This is a genomic window from Arthrobacter sp. AG367 (assembly GCF_007828995.1).
Lineage (GTDB): Bacteria > Actinomycetota > Actinomycetes > Actinomycetales > Micrococcaceae > Arthrobacter.
The window spans coordinates 300798-315819 of the sequence record NZ_VIVE01000004.1; the positions used below are offsets into that span (position 1 = coordinate 300798).

Sequence of the window (15022 nt, forward strand, 5' to 3'; positions counted from 1 at the left end):
AAAGGTGGAGATAAAGGTGGAGGACCGGCATTCAGCATTTCCCCAGCCTGCGGTCCTACAGTGAACCCTGCCGGTCCAACCCGTCGGGTGGACCCACGCGCAAATTTGGAGGAACACACCGTGGTGAAGCCATCAATTCCGTCAATGAGGGCCCGCATCGGCGTCGGAGCGGCAGCAGTCCTGGCCGCCGGTGCCATGGCCGCCGCGGGCGTGGGTGCCGCGTCCGCATCCCCCAGCCCAACATCCGTGTCTGCAACCTCAACCACAGCATCCAGCGACGTCAAGGCAGCAAAGGGCGCCGGTGGCCTGAAGGCCTTCCTGACCCTGAACGCTGACAGCCCACAGGCCGCCGGGGACCGTGCGGCGGAAGCAGCCGCGGCGCTGGTCAACCATCCCAAGCTTTTCGCCAAACTCCCCGCTTCCCTCCAGGCGGACGTGACAGCCCTCAAGGACGCCGCACCTGCGGACCGCGTGAAGGATGCCTACAAGATCAAGACCACCGCCCTGTCCGGCGGGTACGGTGCCGAGATCCAGAAGCGAGCCGAAGCGCTGGAGAAGGCCGCCACCGGCCTGGCCGGCCTGCGCCAGGAGCTGCGCACCGCGTTCAACTCGGACAATCCCGGCGCCGGGCTCCAGAAGGTGGCCGACCAGCTCATCAACCACCCCAAGCTGTTCGCCAAGCTCCCGGCCAACCTCCAGGCGGACCTGACCGCGCTCAAGAACGCCGCCCCGGCGGACCTGGATGCCCAGGCGAACAAGATCAAGGACACCGCCATCAACGGCGGCTACGGTGCCAAAATCCAGAAGATGGCCCAGGCGCTGGCGAAGAAGGCTGCCGCGGCACCGGCCACGTAAGCCGCGCCTTCCGGAGATACCGTCAGGACATTTGCGACGCCGCCGCGGACGGTTCCAGGTCCGCGAGCGTGAGCGGGTGGGCAGGTTGGTCCGGGAATGGGAAGGTGGACGTCACCGCCAGGTCCGGGCCAACATGCACCAGCTCCCCCGGTGCCATGGGACGCCAGCCGGGGTTCTGGTTCATCCGTTTGGTGGCGAAGAGGACGGAGCGGGACTCGGCCAGTTCGGTGCTTCGGGAGTGGATCCGGGGGCTTCTGGCGTCCAGCGGTGCCACCGGAGCGGGTTCGGTCAAGGGGTCGCGTTCCAGCACATACAGCGGATGGGTTGCCGGGTAGCGGAGCGCCCAAAGGTCGGTGGCCGTCGTCACGATGATGTTCAGGGCCAGGACGGGCAGTTCGGCGGCCACCCAGCCCACCGCCCGGGAGATGCCTTCCGCCACGTCCCCGCCGGCCCTGCGGCTCTCTGCCGTGATGAGGGCGAAGAGCCGCTCACTGTCGGTCTGGCCCTGCACCAGGTCCGCCACACCGAACTCACGCAGCCGCGCGTCGAGCCGGTCGAGTCCGTGGAAGGCGCCGTTGTGGGCGAACAGCCGGCCGTCCTGCTCGAACGGGTGCGTGTTCACCAGGGTGTGCGCACCTGTGCTGGCGTACCGGACGTGGGCCAGGAAGGTGGTGCTCCGCAGCTCCCTGGCCTCCCGGGCGAAGGCGTGGTCCTCCCATGCGGCGAGCGGCCGTTTGGTGACCCGCGGGCCGCCGTCGGGATCGAACGTGCCGATCCCGGCGCCGTCGGGCTCCTTCCTGCTCTGCTCGGACAGGCTGTCCGGGGCGTCAAGGAGCCAGAAGGTGGCGCGGACGGGCCGGTATCCGGCATGCAGCCCGAACAACCGGCACATGGAGCGCTCCTCCCGGCAACGGGCTAGTGGCGGGATGTGTGATCCATGGCCTGATAGCGGTCGTAGCAGTCGCGGGAGCAAAACAGCGCAGAGGGAGTTGGAGGCAGGTCCAAGCCGCAAACCTTGCATTTTGGCTTGGGTCGAAGGCTCCGAAGCATGGTGTTCAGCATGGATGAAGGTTATGCGCCTGGCCGGAAAATTGGACCAGTAACCAGATACTTCAATCTGCGGGCAGCGATACCTAGTGGTGGAACGCTTCCTTGTGCTTGTCGGTGGGCATGGGGGACGTCAGGGCGTCCAGGTAGGCCACTTCCTTCTTGAGGTCGTCAAGGAAGCTGGCGGCAAGGTCCCGGGTGAAGCCGTTGCGGACCACGATCCGCTGCACCGTGATGCCGCTGAGCCCTTCGGGCAGGGCGTAGGCCGGGACCAGCCAGCCGTTCATGCGCAGGCGTTCGGACAGGTGGTGCAGGTCCCAGTTCCTGGTGTGGCCGTCGGTGAGCTGCCAGGCGAAGACCGGGATGTCGGAGCCGTCGCTCCAGAGCGTGAAGGCGTCCATGTTCCCGATCTCGTGGGAGAGGTACAGGGCGACGTCGCGGGAGCTGGCCTGCACGGATTTGTAGCCGGCGAAGCCCAGTCGGAGGAACAGGTAGTACTGCAGCAGCACCTGGGCGCCGGGCCGGGAAAAGTTCAGGGCGAAGGTGGGCATGTCCCCGCCCAGGTAGCTGACGTGGAACACCAGGTCGTCGGGGAGGGACTGTTGGTCCCGCCAGACGATCCAGCCCAGGCCGGGATATACCAGGCCGTACTTGTGGCCGGAGGTGTTGATGGATGCCACCCTGGGCAGCCGGAAGTCCCACACCAGTTCCGGCTGCAGGAACGGCGCCACCATGGCCCCGGAGGCGCCGTCCACATGGATGGGGATGTCCAGGCCCGTGGCGGCCTGGATGCGGTCCAGCGCGGCGGAGATCTGCTCCACGGGTTCGTAGGCGCCGGTGTAGGTGACGCCCATGATGGCCGCGACGCCGATGGTGTTCTCATCCACGTAGCGGTCCAGGTCGTGGCCGTCCAGGGTGGGGTGTTCCCTGGACACGGGAACGTAGCGGGCTTCCACCTCCCAGTAGTTGCAGAACTTCTCCCAGCAGACCTGCACGGCGGAACTGAGGACGATGTTCGGCGAGTCCGTGGGCTTGCCCTCGGCGCGGCGGCGGTGCTGCCACCCGCGTTTGAGGGCCAGGCCGGCCAGCATGCAGGCTTCGGAGGAGCCGATGGTGGAGGTGCCGATGGCCGCCGCAGGGTCCGGAGCGTTCCACAGGTCCGCGAGCATCCGCCAGCACCGGGTCTCGATCAGCGCGGTCTGCGGGTACTCGTCCTTGTCGATCATGTTCTTGTCGAACGCTTCCGCATACAGCTGCGAGGCTTCCCGTTCCATCCAGGTCCCCACGAACGTGGCCAGGTTCAGTCGGGAATTGCCGTCCAGCATCACCTCGTCGTGGACCACCTGGTAGGCGGTGCCCGGCAGCGACTCCCCGTCCGGGATGGTGAAGCGCGGAAAGAGGGTGGATTCCCCCGGCCGGCTGAACAACGGGTTCAGCTCCACGCTCGTTTCGGGCTCGTGCCGTTCGCTCCGGTGTGACCTCGTCATGTCCAGTTCCTTCGCCCGCCGTCGTCCGCAGGCAGGCGCCTGCGGCCGCACTTCCGCTGTTCCCAGCACTCCGTATTATTCATGCACCCGGAGCAAACGGCAGCAGGGGCGGCGGGTTTGGGCGCGGCAGGAGTACGACGGCGGCACGCACCAGGGAGCCAGCCGCACCGTACCAATGGGCCGGGAGAGTCTTACTGCTGGCCGAATTTCTTCAGGCTCAGCGAGCGGGACCTGATCCCCTCGATGTGGTTGTTCATCGCGGCCGTCGCCGCTGCGCAGTCCCCGGCCTTGAAGGCATCAATGATGGCCTGGTGCTCCTGCACCGTGTGGTCACCGCTCATGTCGTTGTGCACCATCAGCCTGAAGCGCTGGATGCTTCCCTCGATGGACCCGTAGGCCCGGAGCAGGAACTCGTTGTCTGTTGCCTCCACGATCCGCCGGTGGAAGTTTTCGTCGGCCTTCCAGTAGGCCCGGTATCCCGCGAAGGTGTCGCCGCCATGGCGTGACGCCTCAAGGTCGCGGTGGAACCCTTCCAGGTCCGCCACGAGATCCTGTGTTGAGTTGGTGCAGGCGATGCTGGTGCATGCAGGCTCGAGGATCTGACGCGACGTCAGAAGCGCGGCGATGTCGCTGGCGGTGGGCTCCGGCGCTACCTTGTAGCCGCGCAGGGCTTCCCGCCTGACCATGCCGGTGGTTTCCAGGCGTGCCAGGGCTTCCCGCACGGGAGTCGAAGAAACTTTAAAGCGCTTGGCCAATCCGTCAATGCTTAACGGCGATCCGGTGGAGATCTTGTCGTCGAGCAACAGGGACAGGATGGCCTCGAACACCTGGTCGACCAGCATGGGCCTGCCGGGGATCAGGACTTCTTCTTCAGGTGAAGCGGCGTTCATTTCGGAATCCTATGTGAATTTTTCGGTCAGTCGCATGCAGCCGCAACACCACTTCCACGAGCGCGTCGTCACAAACCAAACACGGCGAAAAGGGTGTTTGCAGAAAATCGTGCATGATGTACGGTACATGATACCGGACAGCGAAGTGATCTGTACCACAGCCAAGCTGCCCATCAAGGTTGGAAGCTCTCCTACCACCCCTCCTCCCCCACTTCCGAAGGCGTGTAGATGATTCAGTTTCGATCGATGTTGGTGACCGTCGCCGCAGTTTCCATGGCGAGCGTGCTTCTCTCCGGGTGCTCCAACCCCGAAATGACCAGCTCAGCCCAGTCCGATGCCCCTAAGAGCCCAAGCTCCGCGGAGGCCGTCAAAGTCGACGAAGCTGCCGCCGCAGCCCTCCCCAAGGAGGCGCGGGACAGGGGAACCCTGACCGTCACCATGAGCCAGAGCTCGCCTCCCCTGCACTTCATGGCCGCCGACGGGACAACCATTCAAGGTATTGACCCGGAAATTGCCATGGCCCTGGGCCAGACGCTGGGCCTGAAGACGGAGGTCAAGAGCGGCCCCTTCGACGGCATCATCCCCGGTATTGCTGCCGGCAAGTTCGACATGGCCATTTCCCAGATGTCCCCCTCGACGGAACGCATGAAGGTGCTTGATTTCGTCGATTACTACCAGTCAGGCAGCGGCATTGGTGTGGCTCCGGGCAACCCGCAGCACCTCACGCTGGACACACTCTGCGGGAAGCGTGTTGGCGTGCTGAAGGGTTCATTCCAGGACCTCAAGCGCCTGCCTGCCCTCTCCCAGGCGTGCACTGCCGCCGGCAGCCCAGCCATCGAGGCCATGACCTACCCCGATATGCAGGCCCCCAATCTCGCACTGACGGCCGGACGCATCGATGCGGTCTACATCGACGGACCCACCCTGGGCTACGCCATCAAGCAGGGCGGCCAGATCGAACTGCTCGGCGAAAAGGACGTCTCCCCCGTCAGCATCGGCTTCAAGAAGGGGGCGGGCATGGAAAAGGCGGTCCAGCTCGGCATGGAGTCTCTCGCGAAGAGCGGCAAGTACAAGGAAATCCTCGACAAGTGGGGCGTGGGCACCGGTGCAATCTCTGACTTCGCCTTCAACAAAGCGCAGTAGCCAGATGGCCAACACAGCCACGGAACCCGACGCCAAGGCACCCGCCGGTGACGCGCTGGACCGCCAGCTTCTCCTGGGCCGTCCGCACCAGCGCCACGGAGGGTTGTGGCTGACGGCGGCAATCGTCCTGTTCGCGATCTTCCTGGTGGGCTACTCCCTCGTCACCAATCCGCGGTTCGAGTGGAACGTGGTCTTCGGCTGGTTCACCTCGGAAAGACTGTTCACAGGCCTTCTGCGGACGCTGGGACTGACGGCCATCTCCATGGCTGTGGGAATCGTCGTCGGCGTCCTGCTGGCGCTGGCGAGGCTCGCCCCGAACGCCATCGTGGCCGGGACCGCGGCGTTCCTGGTCTGGCTCTTCCGCGGGGTGCCGGTCTTCGTCCAGCTCCTGTTCTGGGGGTTTATCGCCGCCATCTACCCACGGATTGCGGTGGGCGTGCCGTTCGGGCCCGAGTTCTTTTCGGTGGATGCCAACGTGCTCATCACCCCCTTCATGGCGGCGATCCTTGGCCTGGGCTTGAATGAAGGCGCCTACATGTCGGAGATCGTCCGGGCAGGGCTCCTGAGCGTCAACCGTGGACAGACGGAAGCGGCCACGGCACTGGGCATGCGCCGGTTCGCGATACTTTCCCGGATCGTCCTGCCACAGGCGATGAAGATCATCATCCCGCCAACGGGCAACCAGACCATCTCCATGCTGAAGACCACCTCCCTGGTGAGCGTCCTGGCCTTCCCCGAGCTGCTCTATTCAGCGCAGCTGGTCTACAGCGCCAACTTCAAAACCATTCCGCTGCTTATCGCCGCCAGCATGTGGTACCTGCTGGTGACCAGCGTTCTGAGCCTTGGGCAGTTCTTCATTGAACGGCACTTCAACCGGGGCGGAATCACTTCCGGACGCAGCCCCCGGCGGCCCCGCAAGCCCAAGGCGGCGAACCCCCGCACCACACCAGAGGAGGCCCGGCCATGAGTGACGTGATGATTGAAGCACAAGGGGTGACCAAGAGTTTCGGCGACCTCGAAGTCCTCAAGGGCATCGACCTCACCATTCCCAAGGGCAGTGTGACCTGCATTATCGGGCCGTCCGGCTCCGGCAAGTCCACGTTCCTTCGCTGCATCAACCAGCTGGAAACGCTCGACGGCGGGTACATCCTTGTGGACGGACAGCCGGTTGGCGTGAAGATCAGGAAAGGGCGGCTGCACGCGCAGAACAACGCCGAGGCGGCGAGGATGCGCGAGAACATCGGCATGGTCTTCCAGAGCTTCAACCTTTTCCCCCACATGACGGTGCTGGAGAACATCTGCGAGGCGCCGGTCAGGGTGAAGAGGGAGAACCGGAAGGCCGTCCAGGACCGGGCCCGCGTCCTCCTGGAGCGGGTAGGGCTTTCCGAGAAGGTCCATGCCTACCCGGCGTCCCTGTCCGGCGGCCAGCAGCAGCGCGTGGCCATCGCCAGGGCACTGGCCATGGAGCCACGGCTGATGCTGTTCGATGAGCCCACATCGGCCCTGGACCCGGAGCTGGTGGGCGAGGTGCTGGACGTGATGCGGAAGCTCGCGGACGGCGGGATGACCATGATCGTGGTCACGCACGAGATCGGCTTCGCCCGTGAAGTGGGCGACCACCTGATCTTCATGGACGGCGGCGGCATCGTGGAGCAGGGCGACCCCCGGACCGTCCTGCGCGACCCGCGGCATGAACGCACCAAACAATTCTTGGCGAAAGTAATTTAGACCTTCACATTGGAGCAGGACCTTTGAGAAACAAATGGATTGTCAGCATCGATGACTACCGCAAGGCTTCCCGGAAACAGCTTCCGAAAATGATCTCGGACTACTTGGAGGGCGGCGCGCTGGACGAGACCACCATGCGCGCCAACGAGGACCGGTTCGATGCCCTGATGCTTCGCCAACGGTCAATGGTGGACCTTCGGGGACTGAACACGTCCACCACCGTGCTGGGCCATTCCCTGGCGCTGCCGCTGATGGTGGCACCGATGGGCATGCTCACCATCTTCCACCCGGGTTCGGATCCTGCCGTTGCGCGGGCCGCGGTGCGGGCGGGGTCGATTTTCATCCACAGCGCGTGGGCCGGCTGCTCGCTGGAAGAGGTTGCCAAGGTGGCGCCCAACAATCTGTGGGCGCAGATCGCCTTCTGGAAGGATCCGGAGGAGACCGCCAGCTACATCAACCGGGCCCGGGCCGTGGGGGTGGAGACCCTGGTGGTGGCAGGTGACGTGGGTTCATCGAGCAAGCGGGAACGGGACCTTCACCACGGGCTGTCCATGCCGCCGCGCCCGCCGGTGGCGGACTACTTCAATGCCGCCACCCGCCCGGCCTGGCTGTGGCGCTGGCTCACCGGCCGGAAGATGACCTACGGGAATTACCAGATCAACGGCCGCCCGCTGCGCATGGACGAGATGAACAACTGGATGGCAACCAACAAGAACCCGGGTGCCACCTGGGAGGACTTTGCCAGGCTCCGGTCCGAGTGGAAGGGGAACCTGGTGATCAAGGGCATCATGGACGCCGAGGACGCGGCCCGGGCCGTGGACGAGGGCGCGGACGGCATTTTTGTGTCCAACCACGGCGGCCGGCAGTTCGACTCTCAACCCGCCACCATCGATGTCCTCCCCTCCATCGCGGACGCTGTCGGCGGCCGAGCGGAGATCTATCTCGACGGCGGCATCCGGCGCGGCCACGACATCGTCAAGGCAGTGGCGCTGGGCGCCAAGGCTGCACTGGCCGGGCGCCCGTTTGCCTACGCCCTCGCCACTGGCGGGGAGCCGGCGGTGGACCGGGTGTTCGGAATTCTCCAGGACGAGCTCAAGGGGGCCATGGGGTTCGTGGGCAAGTCATCCGTTGCGGACCTGGACAGCAGCATCTTTGCAACACAGGCCCGGGCGGCGCTGGCAGAGAGTGTGCTCGTTTAAGTCATCCGCGCTACGCAGAAGATGCCGGCCCCGTTCATTCGGCGGCGGGCACTTTTCGCGTGGCGCCCGTTGGGGTAACGACGGCGGGCCGCGTCATTCCGCGCCGTGTCACCTTCAGGCCAGGACTTCGAAGCTGTCCTCACCGGGGCGCCAGGCCATCCAGCGCCCGTCCGGGAATCCATTAAGTTCGGTGATGGGAAGTCAAGGGAGCCCGGTGTTTTCAGGCCTTCTAACCCTCAAGCAAAGGGTAGCCGCAGCCTTGGTCACCCAACTGCACTGTTCGCCAAGGTCGCCTGCGGCCCTTCAGTGGGGACCATGGATTCAGCTGCGCCTACGTGCTGACAGGCGCGTTGTAGCTGTCGCTGCGGCTGGACCTGGTGGTAGCCTCAGTGGCGTCCCTTCGGGCGACCTTTCCTGACGTTCATTCAGCCTTGGATGGGGATTTGGAATTGGTGCACCGTGGGTGGGATAAAGTCCCCATGGTCGAGCGCATCGATCGAAACTCCCGCGCCAATCGAGGCCTGGACATCCTTTAGCCCAACCTGGTGGAAATGCACGGCTTCAGAACTACGAACTGAGGTTCCTCCATGGCAAGATCACCGGCCGCAATGCCTCCGCCGGGGCCACCCCTCGCAGCGCGCGGCGTTCGGCGCGCGACTCGGAGCCGGACGCACCGCCAACGACGTGGCAGATGTAAAAGTAAGAACTGCATCACGGGCTACCAAGACAACGGGCAGGCGAACTTAGGAAGCGGGCTCCGCCCGTACAGGTGCCCTCCGCTTAGTGCCACGAACACGGCAGACTGGGGAGTGGGAAGCATCGGATTCGACATGCAGGGTAGCGTCAGAAGGCTCACAAACTGCTATGGCGACACTTGCGGAACAGGGTTCCGGCTAGGTGGCTTATCGGGTAGGGATAGCGGCGCGCCGCTGGGTACGCTTTACGCGCTTGCTCGGCGGCTCTCGATCCGACCACGCGACAGCAACGAGCGACACAGTCGTTGCGACGGTCAGGATCGAGAATCCGGGGCTTCCCGGTTTCAGTGGAGTTTCGGACATGCAACGGAGAACCAGGAAAATAACCAGCCCGAGGGTGAGGCCGCCTGAAGCCTTCGAAGTCCGGAACGCGGTAACCACGAGAATGATGAACAGCGCCGCCAACGCCGTGATACCGACCAGTCCGGCACTGGAGAGCACCTGTACGAACTGGTTATGCGCGTGCGTGGCAGCATCAAAGTTCGGAAGGTAGAGTGCGCGATAATCCGCGCTCAATAACTCGGGGCCGTACCCAACGACCGGGCTCAACTCAAAGCCATGCAGCGCGGCATTCCAGATGCGTTCCCTCCCGTTGAACGTGAACTTGTCTCCGGTCAGCGCGTCCACGGCGAGCTGAGACACGGGGCCCAAGAAGAAGAGCGAAGCAAGAGTTGCGGCAAAACCCCCAAGGATTAAGGTGTTTCTGAACATTGGCTTGGAAACCCACAGGACGACGAGCAAACCAGCGCCGGCGATCACGTAACCAGTTGACGACTGGGCCAGCAGAAGAGCTGCGATGAACGGCAGGGTCCAGAAGACGCGGGACTTTGAACGGGCTTCCAGGATGAGCCCGAGAGCGGCAATGGCCGCGAGTCCGTTGGGGTGCCCCGCGATTCCCGCCAAGCGATGTAGGCCGAAAAACGTTCGCGCCTCCTCGTAATTCCATGCCTCGGCAGGGAATACCCAGATCGCGGCAAAACAAGCGAGCACGGCGATGCGCAGATAGACAAGTGCCGTTCTAAGGAGCCAGTCGAACGTGTATTCGCCGTGGCAGAGGAAAGCCAGAACGATTAGGGGTGACACGGTGTAGCTGAGCGGTAGTGAGGGAACCACCCCCAGCCCACCTGATAGCCACAATGCCGCGTAGTAGGCCACAACAGCCCAAACGATAGGGCCGGCGCCCCGCCTCGGCGTTGCGTGAGCCTTGACCACAGCAACCGCCGCGAGGGCCGCTGATACTGCTGTCACGCCCTGGCTGACCTGCCCGCCAACATGGGCCACCGCGGTGGGGCTTGATTCGAGGAACGTCGCTAGCAGAGCCACCGGACCAGCGACCAGGAACAGGGCTTCTAGATACCAGTACCCGCCGCGGGCGCGAGCTGCTGGCGCCCAAAACCGGACGGCGATCACGAGCCAAATACCGCATGCAGCTACGGCGGCAGCGATAAACAAATACTGAACGAAATCCCCCATGACCTAAATGGTACCGATCCTCAAAGAAAGTGCTGGTTCAGAGTCTCCACGAACCACTTGTCAGCGACAATGGTGCACCATACTAAGGCATGGGGGCTAGTAAGACCAGCATCCTGGCCATTAGCCCGTAGATGCCGTCGTTCATGAACACCCGCAGTGTATCTAGGTACCAAGTAATCAGTTCAATCACGCGCTACATTGTAGGCTTCGGGTAATTGTTCCCAGATAAGTCAGCACGATTCAGCGCTGTCTATTTGCTGGTGGCGTGACGTGGGACTCCAAAAGGCGGTCCCACGCCTTTGCCGGTCGCCTGGCTCCGGTCCTTCGAGGGCTTCTCGACCAGCTTGTAGGTCACCTGGGAAAGGGCAAGGCTACATCCGACCCCGAGGGCAACGACACAGACTATCAGCCAGCCACGTTCCATATCTAGCCGTCCGACCAATGCCCAAGCCAGAAGTGCTATCGGGAAGTGGATTGCGTAAAGGCTGTAGGAACGGTCCCCAAGCCACTTGGCGACGCGCCAGGTGGTCACGTTCCATCCGCCGGCACGGCAGTAGCAAAGGCCCAGTACGAGTCCGGCGAAGGCCGCTAGCCAAAGAAACTGGCCGAGGCGCCCGTCCAGGGCGGGAACCCTGAGCAGTCCGACGAGAGTGCACAGAGCTGCGACGGAAAGCAGGACGCCGGGCTTGAACTGGCAACGCCGCGCAATGTGCGCGAGGACGGCTCCGGCGACAAACCATTCCACCAAAGCAAAGGCCCGGCTGGGCAAAAACAAGCCTGCCGCTGTCACTCCGACGACGATAAGGGCGGCGGCCCCAAAGATTGTCAGTCGCTTGCGCAGGATGAACAGCAGAGGGAAAAGCAGATAAAGCTGCATCTCAACTGCGATGGACCACAGAGGAGGGTTCACCTGGTGAATCCAGCCATCGCTAAAGTTGTGAACAAAAAACAGGTGCGAGATGATGCCGTCTGCGTCAACTGGCGCGTAACTGCGCAGGCTTGGCGACGGTTCAATGAGCAGCCACCCCAAGCCGACTACGACCAAGAGCCCTAGGCCGAAGGACAGGTAATAGGTCGGCAGGATGCGCCACAACCGGCGCCGGACGTACACGCCAAGAGGCGAAGCTTGGCCTTTGTAGATGATGCGGCTCTCTTCGCTCCAGTACAACGCGAAGCCGCTAAGCAGGATGAAGAGCCAAACCATTTGCTCACCGAAGAGCCACGGCCACATTAGTAGATGCCCGAATTCTGCTTTCCAGATTGGAACGGCGGTGTGATCTGGGCCAACCATTCCGAGGGTGTGTCCGACCGCAACTACCAGGGCGGCAAAACCGCGCAGCCCGTCGATGAACTCAAGCCGCACCCGCTGCATGTTTCTCCCCCAAAAGTTGTTTGCTCGGCCTGATTCTACCCGGCAGACAAATCCGGTTATGCGCCACGCGTGAAGGTGTGGCTACTACCGATACCCGTCCACGATCGCGGCGGCAATTTCCTTATACGCCCGCCGCGTCTCTTGCTTCAGCACGTCGAGGGTCACTAGGTCGCCGTCGGCAACGCCGCGGTCGTGCGGCACGGCAATGAGCTCGCGGCAGATCCCGGACAGGTGTTCCTCAATGGCGTCCTTATCCACTCGGGAGGACACCTCGTCTTTGTCGGTGATGACCACGATCGCGTTGCGGGCCAGGTCCTCATACCCGTGGCTGGCCAGCCAGTGCAGGGTACTACGTGCTCGCTTGGCCCCGGACACCGCGTAACCGGCGGCGATCACCAGGTTGTCGGCCGACTGCAGGATGCCGCTCATCGCGTTGTGTGTCACGCCGGTGCCGCAGTCGGTCAGGGCCACGGAGTAGTAGCTGGAGATGAGCTTGCGGATCCGCAGGTATTCCTCGGCGGTCAGGGAGTCCGAGACCTCGGGGTCCTGCTCCCCCGCGATCAGGTGAAACCGCCCGGCATGGTGCATGTACCGGGCAAGGGCCGTGAGGGAGTCGATGGACTCGATGTTTTCCAGCAGGTCCGTGATGGTCCGAGGGCTGGACTGCTGGTAGATGCCCTCGCCCAAGGCCCGCTCCACAAGGTCTCCCGAGTCCGGGTTGGCGTCGATGGCGCAGGGGGCATCCCCGCGGTATTCGGCCAGTGTCAAGCCCACGCCCACCGTGGTGGAGGTCTTGCCGATACCGCCCTTGAGGCTCAGTATGGCGGTGTTGTAGCTGCCCTGGAGCTGGCGTGAGATGCGGCGGCCCAACTCGTCCTCCTGGCGCTGCTTGGGGCCGGGGCCAAGGTTCCAAGCGCCGCCGGTGAGGTTGTAAAGGGCACCGCGGATGCCGCCCCGGGGGCGCGGCTTCTGCTCCTTGACGAACAGGCCGGGCGAGCCGATGAAGTCCGGCATGGGGCTTTCGGCTATTTCGTCGGCCACTGTGGGCCGGCTCCGGCGTAAAGCAGGAGCGTGCTGCGGCGGTGCGGCCGCTTCCGCGGCAGGCACGGAAGCGATGGGCGCCGCCGAAGCCTCGGCATGAGCGGCAACAGACCGGTGCGGGGGCTGCGCGGGAGAAGGTGCGCGGGGAGGTGTGGTGGCGTCGGCGGCAGCAGCCGCTTCCGCCCAGGAGGAGCGGCGTGTTGTCGGCTTCCCGGCGCCGTTGGAACTGGACATATTGGGGGTAACGGCTGGCATGGTTCCTGTCCAGGCATCCTGAACTGAGCCGTCGGCACGACGGAGGTCGCGGCGTCGGCGCAGCTGCGGCTGCCCTGCATCCTCTGCTGGGGCGCCTGCATTCTGATTCGCCGGATGTGGCATGTCTGTCCCCCCGGACGTTCTCGGCAAACGGTTATGCGGCACTGGTTCAATATGTAAGTCTAGGGGGTTCGGCAGGAGACGGCGCCCGGTCTCCGCTGGTCAGTGGTGGACCAACGCGGCCGACACGACGGCCGCGGCGAGTACCAGAAGACCGGCAAGGGCTACATAGCCTATCCACTTGGGACGGCCTTTATGCGGGTTGATGTCGACGTAGGGCATAGTCAGTTTTGGTTACCTCGTGGTGCAGGGCGTACTGCGATCCGCAGTGCGCGGCGCTTGATCCGCAGCATCTGATACAGACCAAGAAAAGGTACGAGTATGGAGCCCGATAGGGCGCATACCGCGAGTGCGTAGTCAGATAAAGCCACAATAATCTCCATCGGTGATAAGCTTCCTTACTGCTCATGACCTAAGCATGTGTCAGCTCAATTGACAAGTCATGTCAAACGACAAGCATTAAGCTGCATAACTGCCGTACGGGCATATATCGAATGCCAGAAGTCGTCGACGAGCGGCATCGTGGAAGCCTACTACAACGACGCTTCCTACGGGTTCCATTTGGTCTCCTGTAGACGCTTGATGAACCAGCGCGACTGCTCCGGGCCATAGGGCAGGACGGGTATAGCTTTGGTGGCGTCGTTGGGGGTGTCGCGGATGGACTGAAGGGCCTGGCGTACGGCTGTGGTCATGGTGTTGGCCATGGTCTTAACGAACTGGTCGCTGCACGGAGTTCCATGGCCGGGAATAAGGAATTCATAGCGGTGGCGCAACGCGGAGATGTGGCGGAGCACGTCAGCCCATTCCTCAGGGTAGGAGTCTTCAAATGAGGGGTGGGCGCCCTGCTCCACGAGGTCACCGACGTAAAGAGTGGTTGGCGTGCCAACTAGGAGGTCACCGTCAGTATGGCCTCGACCGAGATAGAACAGCGTTACTGCCACGTTGCCCAGGTCAACCAAGACAGGCTGGTCCTTGACGATAGCGTTCGGCACCACGAGTTCAACGTTCTCCCCTTCACCGGTGGACATCCCGGGTTCAAGTGTTCCCACATGCCGTCGCTGGAGGTCGCCGCGCTGATCAATCGCCACGGCGCATTTCTGGTGGGCCCAAAATTCAGTGACGCCCGCTTCGGCGAAAACAGCGTTCCCGAAAAAGTGGTCGTAGTGCGCGTGGGTGTTAGCCACAACGAGCGGCAGGTCAGTCTTTTTCCTAACCGCGTCTAGGATCTCGCGTCCTTGGCGGGGACCGCATCCCGTATCAACGATCATGGCCCGCTCAGAGCCGACGATAAGACCCGTGTTGAGAAGGGATCCATCAGTGACCAGCACATAGTTGTTTGTGCCGACTTCGAGCCATTCCGACATTGTTTCTCCGCATCTTCCGGCAAGCAGTTTGTTCGTAGTGGTCCCCGATTCTACTCATGAAGCCCACTGCTTCCAGGATCGGAGGGTCTTCGGCGCGACGCAGAGGCCGTGACGGAATTTCTGACCCGCGCCCGAAGCAGCTGCGGAGCCACAATAGCTGTGTCTCTGCCACCAGCTGTCCTGCGGTGTGGAGGTTATTCGACGGTGACGCTCTTGGCGAGGTTGCGGGGCTGGTCCACGTCGTAGCCCTTGGCTGCCGCGAGTTCCGCGGCGAAGATCTGCAGCGGGACGGT

12 protein-coding genes are annotated in these 15022 nt (G+C 63.4%); 5 read left to right on the forward strand and 7 right to left on the reverse strand.

From position 1 onward, the window contains the following. The first annotated feature begins 144 nt into the window (after nt 1-144). Complete coding sequence (locus FB478_RS13850) at nt 145-855, forward strand: hypothetical protein (RefSeq protein ID WP_144600893.1); 711 nt, start codon at nt 145-147, stop codon at nt 853-855. A gap of 22 nt (nt 856-877) precedes the next feature. Here FB478_RS13850 and FB478_RS13855 read toward each other — a convergent pair whose 3' ends face one another. From FB478_RS13855 to FB478_RS13865, 3 genes are all read right to left on the reverse strand, one after another. Continuing rightward, nucleotides 878-1747 (reverse strand): class II glutamine amidotransferase, encoded by an 870-nt coding sequence (locus tag FB478_RS13855; RefSeq protein ID WP_134164011.1) that lies wholly within the window; start codon nt 1745-1747, stop codon nt 878-880. Between the two features lie 241 nt (nt 1748-1988). Then, complete coding sequence (locus FB478_RS13860) at nt 1989-3389, reverse strand: glutamate decarboxylase (protein ID WP_144600894.1); 1401 nt, start codon at nt 3387-3389, stop codon at nt 1989-1991. A 191-nt stretch (nt 3390-3580) separates the two neighbouring features. Continuing rightward, nucleotides 3581-4279 carry a GntR family transcriptional regulator gene (locus tag FB478_RS13865; protein WP_144600895.1) on the reverse strand — a complete coding sequence of 233 codons (699 nt, stop codon included), beginning with the start codon at nt 4277-4279 and terminating at the stop codon, nt 3581-3583. A 228-nt stretch (nt 4280-4507) separates the two neighbouring features. Here FB478_RS13865 and FB478_RS13870 point away from each other — a divergent pair, with 228 nt between their 5' ends. The 4 genes from FB478_RS13870 to FB478_RS13885 are packed head-to-tail and all read left to right on the forward strand — an operon-like array spanning nt 4508 to nt 8349. Beyond that, the gene (locus FB478_RS13870) at nt 4508-5422 is read left to right on the forward strand and encodes an ABC transporter substrate-binding protein (protein ID WP_026265685.1); all 915 of its coding nucleotides are present in this window, start codon (nt 4508-4510) and stop codon (nt 5420-5422) included. Between the two features lie 4 nt (nt 5423-5426). After that, nucleotides 5427-6389, forward strand: a complete 963-nt coding sequence (locus tag FB478_RS13875) for an amino acid ABC transporter permease (RefSeq protein ID WP_144600896.1) — start codon at nt 5427-5429, stop codon at nt 6387-6389. Next, complete coding sequence (locus tag FB478_RS13880) at nt 6386-7150, forward strand: amino acid ABC transporter ATP-binding protein (RefSeq protein WP_144600897.1); 765 nt, start codon at nt 6386-6388, stop codon at nt 7148-7150. The genes FB478_RS13875 and FB478_RS13880 overlap by 4 nt, the downstream gene beginning before the upstream one ends. 23 nt (nt 7151-7173) lie before the next feature. Next, nucleotides 7174-8349 (forward strand): alpha-hydroxy acid oxidase, encoded by a 1176-nt coding sequence (locus tag FB478_RS13885; RefSeq protein WP_144600898.1) that lies wholly within the window; start codon nt 7174-7176, stop codon nt 8347-8349. Between the two features lie 902 nt (nt 8350-9251). On the opposite strand, the gene FB478_RS13890 is transcribed toward FB478_RS13885, so the two are convergent. From FB478_RS13890 to FB478_RS13905, 4 genes are all read right to left on the reverse strand, one after another. After that, entirely contained in the window at nt 9252-10577 is a 1326-nt protein-coding gene (locus FB478_RS13890) for an O-antigen ligase (protein ID WP_144600899.1), read from the reverse strand. Nucleotides 10578-10827: 250 nt separating this feature from the next. Beyond that, nucleotides 10828-11940: an acyltransferase gene (locus tag FB478_RS13895; RefSeq protein ID WP_186447801.1), complete on the reverse strand. Its 1113-nt coding sequence runs from the start codon at nt 11938-11940 to the stop codon at nt 10828-10830. A gap of 93 nt (nt 11941-12033) precedes the next feature. Continuing rightward, nucleotides 12034-13245, reverse strand: a complete 1212-nt coding sequence (locus FB478_RS13900) for a MinD/ParA family protein (protein WP_144600901.1) — start codon at nt 13243-13245, stop codon at nt 12034-12036. A 668-nt stretch (nt 13246-13913) separates the two neighbouring features. Further along, nucleotides 13914-14729, reverse strand: coding sequence for an MBL fold metallo-hydrolase (locus FB478_RS13905; protein WP_144600902.1), 816 nt, complete (start codon nt 14727-14729; stop codon nt 13914-13916). Nucleotides 14730-15022: the final 293 nt, after the last annotated feature.